Genomic DNA, 15,735 nt, shown 5'->3' with positions numbered 1-15,735 from the left:
TGGAAATAATAAATATTAAAAGGGTAAATAATAAAATAAAAATAAGTTTAAGGAGATTTATAATATGGCACAAGTTATAAGTAGTGAAGAATTTAATAACCTTGTAGAACATATAGAAGGAATAGCAGTAGTTGACTTTTTTGCAACTTGGTGTGGACCATGTAAAATGTTAGCACCAGTATTTCAAGAAGTAGCAAATGAATTTGAGGGAAAAGCTGATTTTTATAAAATAGATATAGATGCAAGTCTTGATATAGCAAGACAATTTAGTGTAAGCACAGTACCTACAGTAATAATATTTAGAAATGGTGAACCTATAGAAAGATTAGTAGGATTTATGCCTAAAGAAAATCTAGCATCTAAAATAAAAGAATATATTTAAAAAATAGAAAAACTCTACAAAGTTAATGCTAGCTTTGTAGAGTTTTTCTATTTTATATTAAACTGCAGCTATTTTAAGTATTACTATTAATAAAACAGTAAGTATAGTAGCTAAATACATTATAATTTAATCCATTGTTCATTATTTTTAGTAAGAAAATTGTTTATAGTAACAATTAGTCAAATAGTATCATAAAATACATAAAGGATATCTCAAAATATACTTATATAATGAGGTAGTTCCTTATTGCAACTTAAGGCGGTGTCATTATGAGAGGAAAAAATAAAAAAAATGAGAAAGTTAACAAAGTTGAAAAAGCAGTAAAAAAAGTAACGGATCCTATAGAAAAAGTAGGAAAAGAAGTTGTAAATGGAGTAGGTAACGTTGCTAAAGAAACAGTACAAGGAACTTTAAATGTAGGAAAAGAAGCTATAAAAACAGGTGCTAACATAGGAAAAGAAACTATAAATACAGGGAAAAAAGTAGGAAAAGCTGTAAAAGATACAGTTAAAAAAGGTAAATAGTCAAATAAAAGGAGTATACATAAGAACTGTATACTCTTTTTTGTTATAAAATTAGGTAAAATAAACATTAAAATTAAAAGTTCTTTAATCAAAATAGATTTTTTATATGTAGTAAAGTAACAAATTAGACTTTAAAGTCATATATATTGAGTACATATGTTTTAAAGTAAAATATTATCAATAAAAAGTATTATATAGATTATTTTAGATAAATGTTATTACTAATTTCGTTAGCTTAATTTATTAGAGGCTAAGTTATAAAGCCATAGTAGATGCTCATTACAATAAAAGGAGATGTTTGTAAAAATGATAAATGAGTATAATCCAGATGAGAATAACTGTATAAATTGTGATAAATGTATTGATTGTGAAGATTGCATAAACTGCATAAACTGTATAAATTGTACAAACTGTGAAAATTGTATAAATTGTATGGATTGTATAGGTTGCAAAGAGTGTACAGATTGTGAAAATTGTACAGATTGTGATACTTGCATAAAATGTGAAAGCTCTATAGAATGTAAAGATAATATGAAGTGTGAAGGATGTACAGGTTGTGAAGAGTGTATTCAATGTGAGGACTGTATAAACTGTAAATTTTGTGTAGAATGTGAAATATGTGCAATATGTGAGACATGTTCACAATGTGAAAGATGTGGAAACTGTGAAAACTGTATAAAATGTATAGAGTGTAGAGATTGTCTTGACTGGTTAGAAAATCAAGAGTATACAGATTATGAAATATATGACTATGATGAATCAGAAGATGAATAACTAAAATATATGAATAATATATTATAACTTGGTAATTAGTTACTAAAATCCTTTAATCACACTATAAAGTAACATATTTAAAGTATGCGTAGAATGAATAAAAAACTAAACATAGTAAAAAATAATTAGAAAATATAGAATATATAGATTAAGCAAGTTAAAACTCTGCGGTATATAAAAAAGAATCTAAAATCTTAGATTCTTTTTTATTACGTAACAAATGTTACGGCTTTTAATTAATAAAAAAGGTATAATAAGTTTATAAATTTTAACAAAGGAGAAAAATAAATGAGCGCATTTTTAGCACCAATACACACTTGGTTATTTAATAAAATAAAATTAGCACAGGATTTAGAAAAAGATATAGTAAACTTACACATTGATAAATTTAAAGAAAGTGCTATAAAAATACAAAAAGAAGCAAATGATATATATGGTCAATATATAGAAGAAAAGCCACTAGAGGATTTAATCGATGTAAACAATATACATGGATGGTTACAAGATAGAATAAAAGAAGTAGAAAGTAGAAGTGCATATATAATAACTAAATACTATGATATGTACAAAGAAGAAAGTAGAGATTTAACAGAAAGTGCATATATTTCTCAGGCAATAAAGTGTGCACAAAATGAAAATAATAAATCAGATTCACCTGAAAATGCTTATATATCATTAAATAATTATATATTATCAGGTATGCCTTGTGATAGAGCAAACTCTGTAACTGAAAAAAATGAAGATTATATAATTTATGAGCAAAATGGATGTATTCATAGAAAAAATTATGAAAATGGACAGGGGAACTTAGAATACTTATACGAACTTAGAGATTTATGGGTAAAAACATTTATGGAAAGTTTAAATACAAAGTATTTATATGAAAAAGAAAAATTAGATGATAAAACTATAAATAAAATAAGAAAGGCATAGTTTATATGAGCCACTATGGAAATCTACAAAAGATTAAAAATGGTAAAAGAACTTATGGAATAACTCCTCATATACCAGGAGGATTTATACTACCTGAAACTCTTATAAAAATAGGTGAAGTAGCTAAAAAATATAATGGAGTATTAAAAATAACATCAGGACAAAGGATACTTATAACTAATCTTAAAGAAGAAGATTTAAAGGATATATGGGAAGACTTAGGTATGGAGCCTGCTGTTAAAAATCAATATTCAGTAAAAAATGTTGAAATATGTCCAGCAAACTTTTGTAAACGTTCTAAGTATCCAACTATTGGTATAGGTATGAAAATAAGCAAAAACTTCCATGGAATGCCTCTTCCAAATAGAACAAAAATAGGTGTAGCAGGATGTAGAAATGCATGTTCAAGTGTATATTCAAAAGATATAGGTGTTTTAGTAGATATAGATGGAAAGCTTTTTGTAACGGCAGGAGGAAGTGCTGGATTTTACCCGAGAATGTCGGATATAATAACTAAAGGGCTTTCAGAAAAAGAAGCTTATGAACTTGTAAAAAATATATTAGAATATTACAATGAACATGGTCAAATGGGTGAAAAACTAGGAGATTTTATAGATCGAATAGGCATAAATACATTTAGAAAAGATGTACTTGAAAAATCAAATTTAAAGGAGAATTTATAATATGATAACTAAAGATACTATAATAGGTGATGTAATAAAAGAAAATCCAAATGCAGTAGGAATACTAATGAGTTTTGGTATGGGATGTGTAGGTTGCCCATCATCTCAAATGGAAACTATAGAACAAGCTTGCTCAATACATGGATTAGATTTAGAAGAAGTATTAGCTAAGTTAAATGAAAAATAAAATTTGTTATACTTATAATGTTAACGATGTATCTTTGTTATAAATAAAGATACATCGTTATTTTAATTTAACTTAAAATTATATATTTTATTAACCGTTGGCGAAATGAAGTGTTTTGCCAACACGTTGCTCAAGCGAAGCGAATTTTTTATAATTGTTATAATATTATTTAATAAAAATCAAAGTTAACATAATTAAGTTATGTTATAAGAATTATAAAACTAAATCTATTTATTATAAATATCTTAAAATATTTAAGATATTAAAATTTATAGTATAATAAGAAGAGTAAATAAAAAATTATAATTTGAGCTATTTATTATATAAGGAGGATGATTTATGAAAATTATTCATACTAGTGATTGGCATATAGGAAAAATAGTAAATGAATATTCAATGATAGATGATCAAAAATACATTTTAAATAAATTAATAGAACTTATAGATGAAGAAAATGCAGATGTACTTATGATAGCAGGTGACGTATACGATAGATCTATACCACCAGTAGAAGCAGTAGAATTACTAAATGAAACTTTAAGCTCTTTAGTAATAGATAGAAATGTATCTGTATTAGTGATATCAGGTAATCATGACAGCGGAGAACGATTAAGTTTTGGTAGTAAAATACTAGAAAAGCAAGGATTATACATAGCAGGTAGTGATGAAGAGCTATATAGAAAAGTAGTTTTATGTGAGAATAATAAAAATATAAACTTCTATTTAGTACCTTACAAAGACCCAGCACTTACTAAAAAACTTCTTGATAACAAAGAAATAAGAAGTCACAATGATGCAATGATAGCTGTTATAGATAAAATAAAAGAAGATTTAAATGAAAATGAGGTAAATATACTTATAGGTCATGGATATGTAACTATGAAAAGAGAAGAAGTAATAGATGTAAGTGACCATAAATACGAAGCAGCAGAACTTGAAACTTCAGAATCAGAAAGACCATTATCTATAGGTGGGACAGATCTTATATATGGGAATATATTTAAAGATTTTGATTATGTGGCATTAGGTCATTTACATGGTAGACAAAAAATTGGAAGAGAAACTATGAGATATTCAGGATCTTTACTTAAATACTCATTCTCAGAAGTTAAACAAAAAAAGAGTATTGTAGTACTAGATTTAAAAGATAAAGATATAAATATTGAATTAAGGGAATTAAATCCACTTAGAGATTTAAGAATTATAAAAGGGAATATAGAAGATTTAATATGTGAAGGTAGAGACGTAGAAGAAGGAAAAGAAGATTATATACAAGCGATACTTACTGATGATGGGGAACTTATGAATCCTATGGAAAAATTAAAAGCAGTTTATCCAAATACAATGCTTATAACTAGAGAAAGAAAAAGAAATGTATCAGAGGATGGTGCTGTAGCAAAAGGTGAATTTAGAAAGAAAAGTAAAATAGATTTATTTAAAGATTTCTATGAAGCTTATGGAAACGGTGACTATACCGACAAAAAAGAAAATGTGTTAATAGATACTATAAAAGACGTACTTAAAGAGGAGGTGAGGTAATGAGACCAATAAAATTAACTATAAGTGCATTTGGGCCTTATGCATCTAAGCAAGTTATAGATTTTGAAGAACTAAAAGGTAGAAATATATTTGTTATATCGGGAAAAACTGGAGCGGGAAAAACAACTATATTTGATGCTATAAGCTATGCTTTATATGGAGAAGCAAGTGGAGAAAGTAGAGAAACTGATTCTTTAAGAAGTCACTTTGCTGATGATAACACAGAAACTTATGTAGAATTAGAATTTGAACTTAGAGGAGAAAAATATACAGTAAACAGAGTCCCCAAGCAAAAAAAGAAAAAAGCTAGAGGTGAAGGTTATACAGAAAAATCTGCTGATGCTACTTTAATCCTACCAGATGGAAAGGTAATAACTAAGGTAAAGAATGTTACTGATAAAATAATAGAAATATTAGGTATAACTAGAGAGCAATTTAAACAAATTGTAATGCTTGCACAAGGTGAATTTAAAAAATTATTATTAGCTGACTCTGTAGAGAGAGAAGGAATATTTAGAAAAATATTTAATACTTACGACTTTGAAAAAATACAAGCAGAGCTTAAAGATAAAGCAGCAAACCTTAGTAAAAATAGAACTAAAAGTAAACATGAAATGGAAATTAATTTAAAAAATATAAAAGGTGAGCATGATATAGTAATAGACGAATATGTGGATTTCCCTTTAGTTATAGAAAAGTTAAAAGATTTATTAGAAAGAGATAATAATATTTATAAAACTCTTAATGAAGAAGGAAAAGAAGTAGACAATAATCTACAAGTTAAAAATCAAGAAAAGGCTATTATAGAAACTAATAATAACTTACTTAAAGAAAAAGAGATTATTACAAAAGCTTTAGAAGAACTTCTATCAAAGGAAGATGAATATAAAAACAAAGCAAAAGCTATAATAGATGGAAAAAATGCAAAAGAAGTAAAATACATAGAAGATAAGCTTATAGAAACTACTAAAAAATTAACTAAAAGAGAAGAAGATTATAATTTAAGTTTAAAAAATATAGAAACTTTAAAACTACAACAAGAAGAGTCAAGTAATCTTTTAAAAATAGAAGAAAATAAAGAAAATGAAAGAGAAAAACTAAGTGTAGAAATAAATAATCTTATTAAGCTAGAAGAAAAGATTTTAGAACTTGAGAACCTTAATAAAAACTTAGTAGAGTTAAAACAAAATTTAGAAAATAGTAAACTTCAAATAAGTAACAATAAAAAAGAAACTGAAACATTAAAAAAATCTAAAGAAGAAAAAGAACTAGAGTTAAAAGATATAACTAGTTTAGAAACTAAAAAATTAGAGATAGAAAAACAAAAAGATGGTAAAGATAAAATATTAGATGATATACGTACAATATTAAATACTATAAAGAATCATAAAAATACATGTCTTGTTCATCAATCTAAATATAAAGAATATGTTGCTTTTGAAGCAAAATATAAGAGTAATAAAACTGATTATGAAACAAAAGATGATTTATATAAGAAAGAACAAGCTGGCATACTTGCAAGCCAATTACAAGAAAATAAACCTTGTCCAGTATGTGGTTCAACTAACCATCCAAATAAAGCTAGTATAAAAAATGATATAGAAATACCGTCTAAAGAAGAGCTAAAAATAGCTAAAGATAATTTAGATATGTTGGAGAAACAAAATCAAGAAAAGATTACAGAACTCACAGAGTTAAATACAAAGAGGATTAGCTACGAAGAACAGATAAATACCTATTTAAGTGAAATAAGAGGTACTTTAAATGTCGAGTTAACATATTCAGCAGATACATTTGCTGTTCTTAAAAATATAGGTGTAGATATTAACTCAGCTAAAAATAAGCTTAATATTGAATTAGACGAAATTAATAAACGTATAAACTTAAAAGAAAAAGTAGAAAAAGATTTATCTAGTATAGTAACTGTAATTAGTGAAAATGAACAAAATTTAATTAAGCTAGAAGAGGATGAAAAAGAATATATAAAAGAACTTACACAAACTACTACTAAAATAGATGAGTATAAAAAAGAAATACCAGAAAATATAACTAATGTAAAAACTTTAAATAAGTTAATAGAAGTTAAGACTAAGGAACTTAATACAAGTAAAGAGAAATTAGCAAAACTAAGACTTGAAAATGAAAATCTAGCTAAAAAACTAGAAGGAGAAAATTCTATATCTAAAGAAATAAATAAATCAATTGAAGAATTAAAGTTAGAAATAGCTAATAATCAAACTAACTTTAATGAAGCTATAAAAGAGCAAGGCTTTGATAATATAGAAGATTATGAAAATGCTAAGTTAAAGATATCAATGGTAGAAGTTTTAGAAAAAGAAGTAGAAAATTATAACTCAGAGCTTAAATTAACAAAGGCTAAGCAGGAAGATATAATAAATAAAACTAAAGATATAGTATTTATGGATATAACTACAATAGATGAAGAAATAAGATCTATACAAAATAATAAAAAAGAACTAGAAAGTAAATTAAGAGAATTACATGCAATAATAGTTGGAAACAAAACAATACTTAAAAATGTTGAAAATCTTAATATAGAATTTAAAGAAATAGAAGAAGAATATAAAGTGGTAGGTGAGTTGGCAGATTTAGCTAATGGTAAAAAAGCTCCATATATATCCTTTGAAAGATATATATTAGCATCTTACTTTGAAGATATAATAGAAGCTGCCAATATAAGATTAGAAAAAATGACAGGAGATAGATTCTCATTAATAAGAAAAACATCTAAGAGTAAAGGAGCAGGTCAAAAAGGTCTAGAGCTTGAAATATATGATAATTATACAGATAGTTCAAGGGATGTAAGCTCATTATCTGGTGGAGAAAGTTTTAAAGCATCACTATCATTAGCTTTAGGTCTTTCTGATATAGTACAATCAAATGCAGGAGGGGTATCACTTGATACTATGTTTGTAGATGAAGGTTTTGGTACATTAGATCCTCAGTCTTTAGATAATGCAATTGATAGTTTACTTGAACTACAAAGAGGTGGAAGGTTAGTTGGTATAATCTCTCATGTTGAAGAACTTAAAGAAAGAATTGATGCAAAACTTGAAGTTACATCTACATCAAAAGGAAGTAAGGTAGAATTTAATATATTATAAAAAATAATAGTTATGTAAATAATATCCTATAGATTAGCTATATAAAGCTAATCTTTAGGATATTTTTTAGTTATACTAATTTATTTATCTTAATACACAATAAATATCTAATATAGTATTAAATTACTATGTATACAACATCAAAGGAGCTGAGAGGATATTAAAAGAATTTCGATAATATTAATAAGTACATTTTTTCTTACAGGAATCATAAATTCAAATTTTAGTAAAAATTTAGAAGAATGTAATCTATCAATTTTCAACAAAGAATATGAAAAATCAGAAGAGATATTTAATTTAGAAGTAAAAGAAAAAAGTACTATAAAAGGAGATAAAACTAAACAAGATCAACAATCTGATACTATATCAGAAAGTAAGGCAATCTCACTTGTAAAAGATATGTTCAAAAACTATGGATATATGCCAAGTATTATAGAAGTTGATCATATAGAGGGAAATAATTATGTAGTTCATGCTTATGAAATTATACAAGATGATGAAAAAACTTGGCATACTGCCACTGCAGGATGGTATTATGTAGATATGCATACAGGAAAAATAGAAAGTATATTTTAATATTTTTGTAGCAAAGTAAACAAAAAAGAAGCTAATTTTTAATTAAATAGTTAAAACAGCTTAACTATTTACAGAATATGCAATTTACTTATAAAGGTAAATATATAAAAAGATAGGATATCTCATATGAGATATCCTATCTTTTTATATATTCAATATCATTAACAATAAGAGAATAAGATTCATCATCTTTTAAAATTATATCAAAATATAAATTATCACTTTTACTTGATGATATAACACATTGAGCATATAAGTATGAACCGTTTTTATGCATTGTTTCAGTTTTGATACTATGTTCGTAATTTAATGGAATCAATGTATTTATATGAGATTCTATAATTTTAGAATAGGTATTAAAATCAATATTAGATATTGTCCTATCATCTGATACAGATATAGAATTAGACTCTTTTTTATCTATTAAGTGAGATAGACGTTTATTAGTTAGGAAAAAATAAGCAGAAGATATCAATATAATCAATAAAATTATAAATATATTTTTGAATTTTATAAATTTACGTCCATTCCTTAATACTTTTTTATATTTTGGGTAAGGAATAACTTTAAAATCTATTTTTCCATATTCATTGGCTTTAAACTTATATTTTGAAATGTGATGTTCTTCTCTTTGTTTAAATGCAATTGTCTTACTATTGTTTTCTTTCAAAAATTATTCCCCCTTTTATAAATTAATAGGATTAAGGATGTTATATTAAAATATATTCAGTGCAAGAATAAAAATTGCAAAAAAGTTAAAAATTCTATTGACTCAAACGTTTGTTTGGTATATGATTGATATAGCAAACGAACGTTTAAAATAAAAAGGGAAAATTTAATTAAATTTTTATTATAAATTAGTAATATTTTGAATTTATGGATAATATAATAAAGTATAAAATTTAAGAGGAGTGATAACCAATGATAACAAAAACAAATAGCTTAAATAATATAAATGAAATAACTTTAACAAACTTAGAAAATGGAGAAGTAACATTAGAGCAGTTAAATGAAATATATAATAAAATGGGATTTGTATTTGTTGCAAACAAAGGTAGATTCACTAAAATAAGAAAAGAAATAAAACATTAATAATATATATAAGACCTAGCCTATGGCTAGGTTTTAAAATTTAGGGTGTGATTTAGTTGAAAATAGTAAGTTACAACATTCATAAGGGCATGGATGATAATAATGTATTTACATTAAATAAAATTATAAGATATCTAAAAGAATTAGATGCGGATATAATATGTCTTCAAGAGGTACTTTACAATCAATTTGCACTTTTAAAACAAAGCCTAAAAGTAGATGGAATATTTGCAGCAAATATAAATAAGCCTACCTTAATGTATGGAATAGCTACACTTTCAAAAAATGAAATTTTATACAACGAACATATATTTTTAAAAAGTAAAGGAGAACAAAGAGGTTTTCTACATACGAACGTATTTTCTGAATGTTGCTGTATAGATGTAATAAATACTCATTTGGGTCTTGATAAGGATGAAAGAAAAGAACAATTAAGCCAAATAATAGATTATACAAATAGATTGCAAAAATCAAAAGTAATATGTGGAGATTTTAATGAGAAAAATATATTTATAAGTATATTTAATGATAGTGCTGTATATACAAATAATCAAAGTATAGCAACCTTTGAAAAGAGTAATGCAAGAATTGATTATATATTAGTAGACAAATCATTAGGAATATATAAATACAAATTAGATAAAATAAATTTATCAGACCATTATCCGATTATAGTAGATATAAAATTAAATTAGACAATATGTAACAATAAAGTTACACATTTCGGTTAAATGTTGTATAACATTAATGCTTAAAATATAATTTATATGATATTTAAAATGAGGTGGAGAAATGGGCAAAAATAACATAGGAGCAAGTCAAAGCAGTACACTAGATGGAAGTTTTGGTAAAAGTGAAAAATCAAAGGCTAAAAAGTATAAGATTATAGGATTAGTAGCTATTATTTGTGTATTAGGAATTTCAATTAATTACTTTAATAAAAAGTATATATATACAAATGCAATAGCTAAAAACATATTTATAGAAGGTATAGATGTATCTAATCTGACGAAAGAAGAAGCAATTAACTATATAAATGAAAATATAACTCCAAGTGATATACAACTTAATTATGATGGAGAAACAAATATAATATCACCAGATGAAATTGACTTAAAGTATAATACTAGTGAAGTTGTAGATGAAGCTTATAATTATACTAAAACGGACTCATATTTTAAAAATATAAAAAGATTTTTCGACCTTAATAAAAATATTAAAAATCTAGAGATAAAATCTTTATACAATGAAAATAAGTTAAGTGAGAAAATACAGAGCATATCAGAATCAATAAATGTGGCTATGGAAAATGCAAAGGTATATATATCTGATTCTGGAAATATTAGTGCATCTAGTGCAACTATAGGTAAAGAATTAGATATAGCAGCAACTAAAGAATCTATTTATGATGCTATAAAAAATAAAGATTATAAAGCTATAGATTTAAAAGTAAATATAAAACAGCCAAAGATAAGTACAGAAGCTGCTAAAAGTGTAAATACATTACTAGCAGAGTTTAGTACAAAATTTTCAACAAATGATTCAAATAGAGTTACAAATATAGTACTATCTGCAAAAGCAACAAGTGATGTATTACTAATGCCCGGAGAAGAATTTTCGTATAATAATCTAACGGGTAAAAGAACAAAATCAAATGGATACAAAGATGCTCCTGTTATAATAAATGGAAAATTAGAGCAAGATGTAGGTGGAGGAGTGTGCCAAGTATCTAGTACTTTATTTAATTCAGTATTATATTCTGGCCTTGATGTAACATCAAGAAGAAATCACTCATTAAAGTCAAGTTATGTGTCTATAGGAAGAGATGCAATGGTTAGTGATGGTGGTAGTGATTTTAGATTTAAAAACCCATACTCTCATCCAGTATATATAAAAAATACAGTAAGTAATGGTGTAATAACTTCTAAAATATATGGAAATGCATCGGATAAGAAAAATATAAGCATAAAAGTAGAGCCGTATACAACAGGAGGATTAGACGCTGCAAAAACATATATAGAATATAGAGATTCAAATGGAAATGTAATCAGGACTCAATATATATCTAATAGTGTATATAAAAACAAAAATAATTAATAAAAATATAGCTGATATTCGTATTAGCTATATTTTTTTGTTGTTTTTGTTGGAAAAACATATTAAAAATGATATTATAATTATATTGAAATAAAAAAATGTAAAAAAGTGAGGGAGGAATTTGAACTTTATAGGAAATAGGTACTCTATAATAAATATAGAAGATAATATAGAGTTTAATAAACTCTATAAAGCAAGAGATTTATATGAAAATAAAACTATTTTATTAAAAGTAATAAATCATAATAATCATATATGTGAAGACTTTCTAGCAAATCTAATTGATGAATCTACCATAATAAGAGAGATAAACTCACCTTATATACTAAATATGATTGATGTAGGTGTTGATTATAGAGAAGATGGAATATGGTATTATATGATATATGAATATGAAAAGGGTATTAGTTTAAATAATATAATAGAGGGGAATTACCTTCACTTAGAAGCAATAATATCAATAGCAACTCAAATACTAAAGGGACTAGAAGCGGCTAAAGAGCATGGGATGTACCATGGAGACTTGAATCCAAGTAATATTTTAGTAGATAAATGGTATAATGTAAAAATATTAAATTTTGGAGTTACTAAAGCTAACCATGGTGTAAACATAAGGTCAGGGAATAATATAAAATATTTATCCCCACATCAGCTATGCATTAACTATACAGATACAGAAAGTGACTTTTTTGCATTGGGATTAATTTTATTTGAATGTATATTTAAAAAATTACCATTTGGCGAAAGTTATGATGAAGAACAAATGTTAAAATTTATAGACAAAGGTATAAATTTTAATGCTTTAAAAGGTATAAATGGAAATGAAGAATTAATAGAGATAATAAAAAAGCTTTTAAACAGAACAGAGAAGTATAGTGAATTTAGAGAAGTTATATTAGATTTAAGTTCTATAATGTATGAAAAAGCAGAGATAAAAGAATCATTATTAATAGAAGATGAACAAAATTATAAATATGAAAAGAAAACTAAAGTTACAAAAAATAGAAATAAATTATTATTAATATCAGCAATTATAATTATTATACTTTCAGCACTAACAACATTAATAATATAATGAATACAAATAGATACATATAAAACTGTTTAAATGTATCTATTTTTTATTTTAAAGTTTAGATTTATGAACATAGTGAATTTTAAGCAACGGATGTATCCGACGTGTTAACGAGGATATAACGTTGGCGACATAAGTTAAGCAAATTTTAAAGATTGAATATAATTTAAATAAAATGTAAAATATAATAAAAATATGACAATTATTAAAGTTAGGAAAGATTAAATATGAAAAGAGTTATAACTATAAACTCAAACGACTTAGAGAAGTCATTAGATACCAAAGAATTACTAACTAAAAAGCTTAAGGAGAATAATTTTTTAGTAAGTTCAAAATTAGAAGAAAATACAGAACTTATAATATCTATAGGGGGAGATGGATCTTTTTTAAAAACTATTCAAGATTTTAAATTTCCAAATGTACCTATGGTAGTAATAAATACAGGACATTTAGGTTTTTTTGCCGAGTTTGACCCAGATGAAATCGATGAATTTATAGAGTTATATAAAAATAATAACTTTACTATACAAGAAGTACATCCTTTAAAAGGGAGTATATGTACTAAAGAAAGAAGTAAAGATATTTATGCAGTTAATGAAATAGTAATTAAAAGTGTTTGTTCAAGAACGCTACATTTAGATTTAAGGGTTAATGAAAATAAAATCCAAAACTTTAGTGGAGATGGTATGCTTATATCAACACCTATTGGATCTACTGCATATAATTACTCAGCAGGTGGAAGTATTATAGATCCAAGTTTAGATACATTACAGCTTACACCACTTGCACCAATGAATACTATTGCATATAGATCTTTTACTTCAAGTATAGTTTTATCTGCAAAATCTACAATAAGTATAGTGCCAGAGTATAGATTTGAAAATTCTATATTAGTGGTTGTAGATGGAAATGAATATAGGTTTAATGATATTACAGATATTCATATTGTAAGATCTGACCTAAAATTAAAACTTCTTAGACGTTCTGACTTTGAATTTTGGAAAAGAGCATCTGAGAAATTTTTATAGATTAAAATTTTATTTAATTGTTTTTCAAAGAATATATAATTGACTATATTTAGATAAAAATATTTATTAAAAGTGTTATTTGCTTATAGTTGTTTATAACATAGTTAGATTATAATATATTAGTCAATAAAAAAGTAGTGAGGAGTAATAAAATGGATCCTATATGGTGGACACGAGAAAAAGCGTGTCTGTCTATATGGGATCTTTTTTTGTACAATATTAACTAAGAGGTGATTATAAGATGAGTAAAAAAATATTTACAGAACAAGAAATATTAGAATTATCTAAAAATAAATATGTAAAAAATGTAACTGCTAAAGGTATAACTTATACTAATGAGTTTAAATTGCAGTTTATTGCTGAATATGAGAATGGGAAAACTTCAAGAGCTATTTTTGAAGATGCAGGATTTGATGTTAATATAATTGGAATTAAACGTATAGATTCTGCTAGTCTAAGATGGAGAAAAGCATATAACGATAAAGGTATTTTAGGTTTAGAAGATACTAGGACTTTAAATTCAGGAAGAACACTTAATAGAGAATTAACTATTGAAGAGATTATCGCTAAGAAAGATGCTGAAATAGAGTATCTTAAAGCGGAGCTTGAATTGATAAAAAAGTTAGAGCTGCAAGAAAGGCAGGTGATAAATAAGAAAATACCTGCATCTAAAATATTTAGACTAATACAAAATTTAATTCAAAGTTTCAATCTTAAAAACATGACGAGACATTTATGTAAAATTGCTAATGTCTCTACTTCAGGTTACTATAATTTTTTAAATAATTTTAAGACTAGAAGTATAAAGGAAAATAAAGATCTTATATCTAAAGAAATTATCTTAAAAGCATTTAACTATCGTGGATATAAGAAAGGATCTAGGTCTATAAAAATGGTATTAGAAAATAAATTCAATATTATAATGAATAGAAAGAAAATCCAAAGAATTATGAGAAAATATAATATTACTTGTCCTATACGTAAAGCTAATCCATATAAGCGTATTGCTAAGGCTACAAAGGAGCATAGAGTAGCTCTTAATAGACTAAATAGAGAATTTAAGCAAAACATACCTGGTAAGGTAATGTTAACTGATATTACATATATGCCGTACGGCAATAATAAGATGGCATATTTATCTACAATAAAAGATTCATCAACAAATGAAATATTAGCCTATAATCTTTCTAATAACTTAGCTATAGATATTGTAACTGAAACTATAAATAAATTAGTTAAACTAAAGTCATTTAAATTACATAAAGATGCATTTATTCATTCTGACCAAGGCTCTCATTATACAAGTCCAATCTTTCAAAAATTGCTTAAAAAATATAACTTGGGTCAATCTATGTCTCGTAGAGGCAATTGTTGGGATAATGCTCCGCAAGAATCATTCTTCGGACATATGAAGGATGAAATTGATTATAAAAGCTGTGAAACAATAGAAGAACTTAAAATATTGATAGATGATTACATGGATTATTACAATAATGAACGTTGCCAGTGGAATTTAAAAAAGCTGACTCCTGTGCAATACAGGAATCAGCTTTTAGTAACTTCTTAAGAACCCTTTTTTCTAGTGTACTTGACAAAGGGTCCATTTTAGAGTAATCCTCACTACTTTTTTTTATGTAAATTTAGGAATAGATAGTAATTATTTGGAAAAAATAGATATAGTTTATAAATTATATTTTAGTGTAAGAGATTGGTACAAGGA

15 protein-coding genes and 1 pseudogene are annotated in these 15,735 nt (G+C 25.5%); 15 read left to right on the top strand and 1 reads right to left on the bottom strand.

Annotated elements, in window-relative coordinates; all coding sequences use genetic code 11:
- Window positions 1–46: 46 nt before the first annotated feature.
- The 9 genes and pseudogenes from trxA to BN7997_RS15625 all read left to right on the top strand — a co-directional run.
- Window positions 47–382 (top strand): annotated as a pseudogene (gene trxA, locus BN7997_RS11465) (thioredoxin); the annotation flags it as partial.
- 269 nt (window positions 383–651) lie between these two features.
- Window positions 652–906, top strand: a complete 255-nt coding sequence (locus BN7997_RS11460; protein ID WP_071120908.1) for a hypothetical protein — start codon at window positions 652–654, stop codon at window positions 904–906.
- Between the two features lie 306 nt (window positions 907–1,212).
- Entirely contained in the window at window positions 1,213–1,680 is a 468-nt protein-coding gene (locus BN7997_RS11455) for a hypothetical protein (protein WP_071120907.1), read from the top strand.
- 288 nt (window positions 1,681–1,968) lie between these two features.
- On the top strand, window positions 1,969–2,613 hold the full coding sequence (locus BN7997_RS11450) for a hypothetical protein (RefSeq protein WP_071120906.1): 645 nt from the start codon (window positions 1,969–1,971) through the stop codon (window positions 2,611–2,613).
- Between the two features lie 5 nt (window positions 2,614–2,618).
- On the top strand, window positions 2,619–3,296 hold the full coding sequence (locus BN7997_RS11445; protein ID WP_071120905.1) for a nitrite/sulfite reductase domain-containing protein: 678 nt from the start codon (window positions 2,619–2,621) through the stop codon (window positions 3,294–3,296).
- A gap of 1 nt (window position 3,297) precedes the next feature.
- Entirely contained in the window at window positions 3,298–3,483 is a 186-nt protein-coding gene (locus BN7997_RS11440; protein ID WP_071120904.1) for a DUF1858 domain-containing protein, read from the top strand.
- A gap of 339 nt (window positions 3,484–3,822) precedes the next feature.
- Window positions 3,823–5,022 carry an exonuclease SbcCD subunit D gene (locus BN7997_RS11435; RefSeq protein WP_071120903.1) on the top strand — a complete coding sequence of 400 codons (1,200 nt, stop codon included), beginning with the start codon at window positions 3,823–3,825 and terminating at the stop codon, window positions 5,020–5,022.
- Window positions 5,022–8,147: an AAA family ATPase gene (locus tag BN7997_RS11430; RefSeq protein WP_071120902.1), complete on the top strand. Its 3,126-nt coding sequence runs from the start codon at window positions 5,022–5,024 to the stop codon at window positions 8,145–8,147. Before BN7997_RS11435 ends, BN7997_RS11430 begins: the two co-directional genes overlap by 1 nt.
- A gap of 399 nt (window positions 8,148–8,546) precedes the next feature.
- On the top strand, window positions 8,547–8,723 hold the full coding sequence (locus BN7997_RS15625) for a hypothetical protein (protein WP_154665251.1): 177 nt from the start codon (window positions 8,547–8,549) through the stop codon (window positions 8,721–8,723).
- A 136-nt stretch (window positions 8,724–8,859) separates the two neighbouring features.
- On the opposite strand, the gene BN7997_RS11425 is transcribed toward BN7997_RS15625, so the two are convergent.
- Window positions 8,860–9,393: a hypothetical protein gene (locus BN7997_RS11425; RefSeq protein WP_071120901.1), complete on the bottom strand. Its 534-nt coding sequence runs from the start codon at window positions 9,391–9,393 to the stop codon at window positions 8,860–8,862.
- 251 nt (window positions 9,394–9,644) lie between these two features.
- On the opposite strand from BN7997_RS11425, the gene BN7997_RS15830 reads away from it, so the two are divergent.
- The 6 genes from BN7997_RS15830 to BN7997_RS11400 all read left to right on the top strand — a co-directional run bounded on the left by BN7997_RS15830 (window position 9,645) and on the right by BN7997_RS11400 (window position 15,582).
- Window positions 9,645–9,815, top strand: coding sequence for a hypothetical protein (locus BN7997_RS15830; protein ID WP_195906822.1), 171 nt, complete (start codon window positions 9,645–9,647; stop codon window positions 9,813–9,815).
- A gap of 56 nt (window positions 9,816–9,871) precedes the next feature.
- Window positions 9,872–10,510 (top strand): endonuclease/exonuclease/phosphatase family protein, encoded by a 639-nt coding sequence (locus tag BN7997_RS11420; RefSeq protein WP_071120900.1) that lies wholly within the window; start codon window positions 9,872–9,874, stop codon window positions 10,508–10,510.
- A 97-nt stretch (window positions 10,511–10,607) separates the two neighbouring features.
- Window positions 10,608–11,912 (top strand): VanW family protein, encoded by a 1,305-nt coding sequence (locus BN7997_RS11415; protein ID WP_083335102.1) that lies wholly within the window; start codon window positions 10,608–10,610, stop codon window positions 11,910–11,912.
- A 121-nt stretch (window positions 11,913–12,033) separates the two neighbouring features.
- Window positions 12,034–12,987, top strand: a complete 954-nt coding sequence (locus BN7997_RS11410; RefSeq protein ID WP_071120899.1) for a serine/threonine-protein kinase — start codon at window positions 12,034–12,036, stop codon at window positions 12,985–12,987.
- Between the two features lie 227 nt (window positions 12,988–13,214).
- Window positions 13,215–14,015 (top strand): NAD(+)/NADH kinase, encoded by an 801-nt coding sequence (locus BN7997_RS11405; protein ID WP_071120898.1) that lies wholly within the window; start codon window positions 13,215–13,217, stop codon window positions 14,013–14,015.
- A 241-nt stretch (window positions 14,016–14,256) separates the two neighbouring features.
- Window positions 14,257–15,582 carry an IS3 family transposase gene (locus tag BN7997_RS11400; protein ID WP_071120897.1) on the top strand — a complete coding sequence of 442 codons (1,326 nt, stop codon included), beginning with the start codon at window positions 14,257–14,259 and terminating at the stop codon, window positions 15,580–15,582.
- The last annotated feature ends 153 nt before the right edge of the window (window positions 15,583–15,735 follow it).

This window comes from Romboutsia timonensis (assembly GCF_900106845.1).
GTDB lineage: Bacteria > Bacillota > Clostridia > Peptostreptococcales > Peptostreptococcaceae > Romboutsia > Romboutsia timonensis.
The sequence above is the reverse complement of the archived record's forward strand: the minus strand, read 5'-3'. Positions and strand labels throughout refer to the sequence as shown.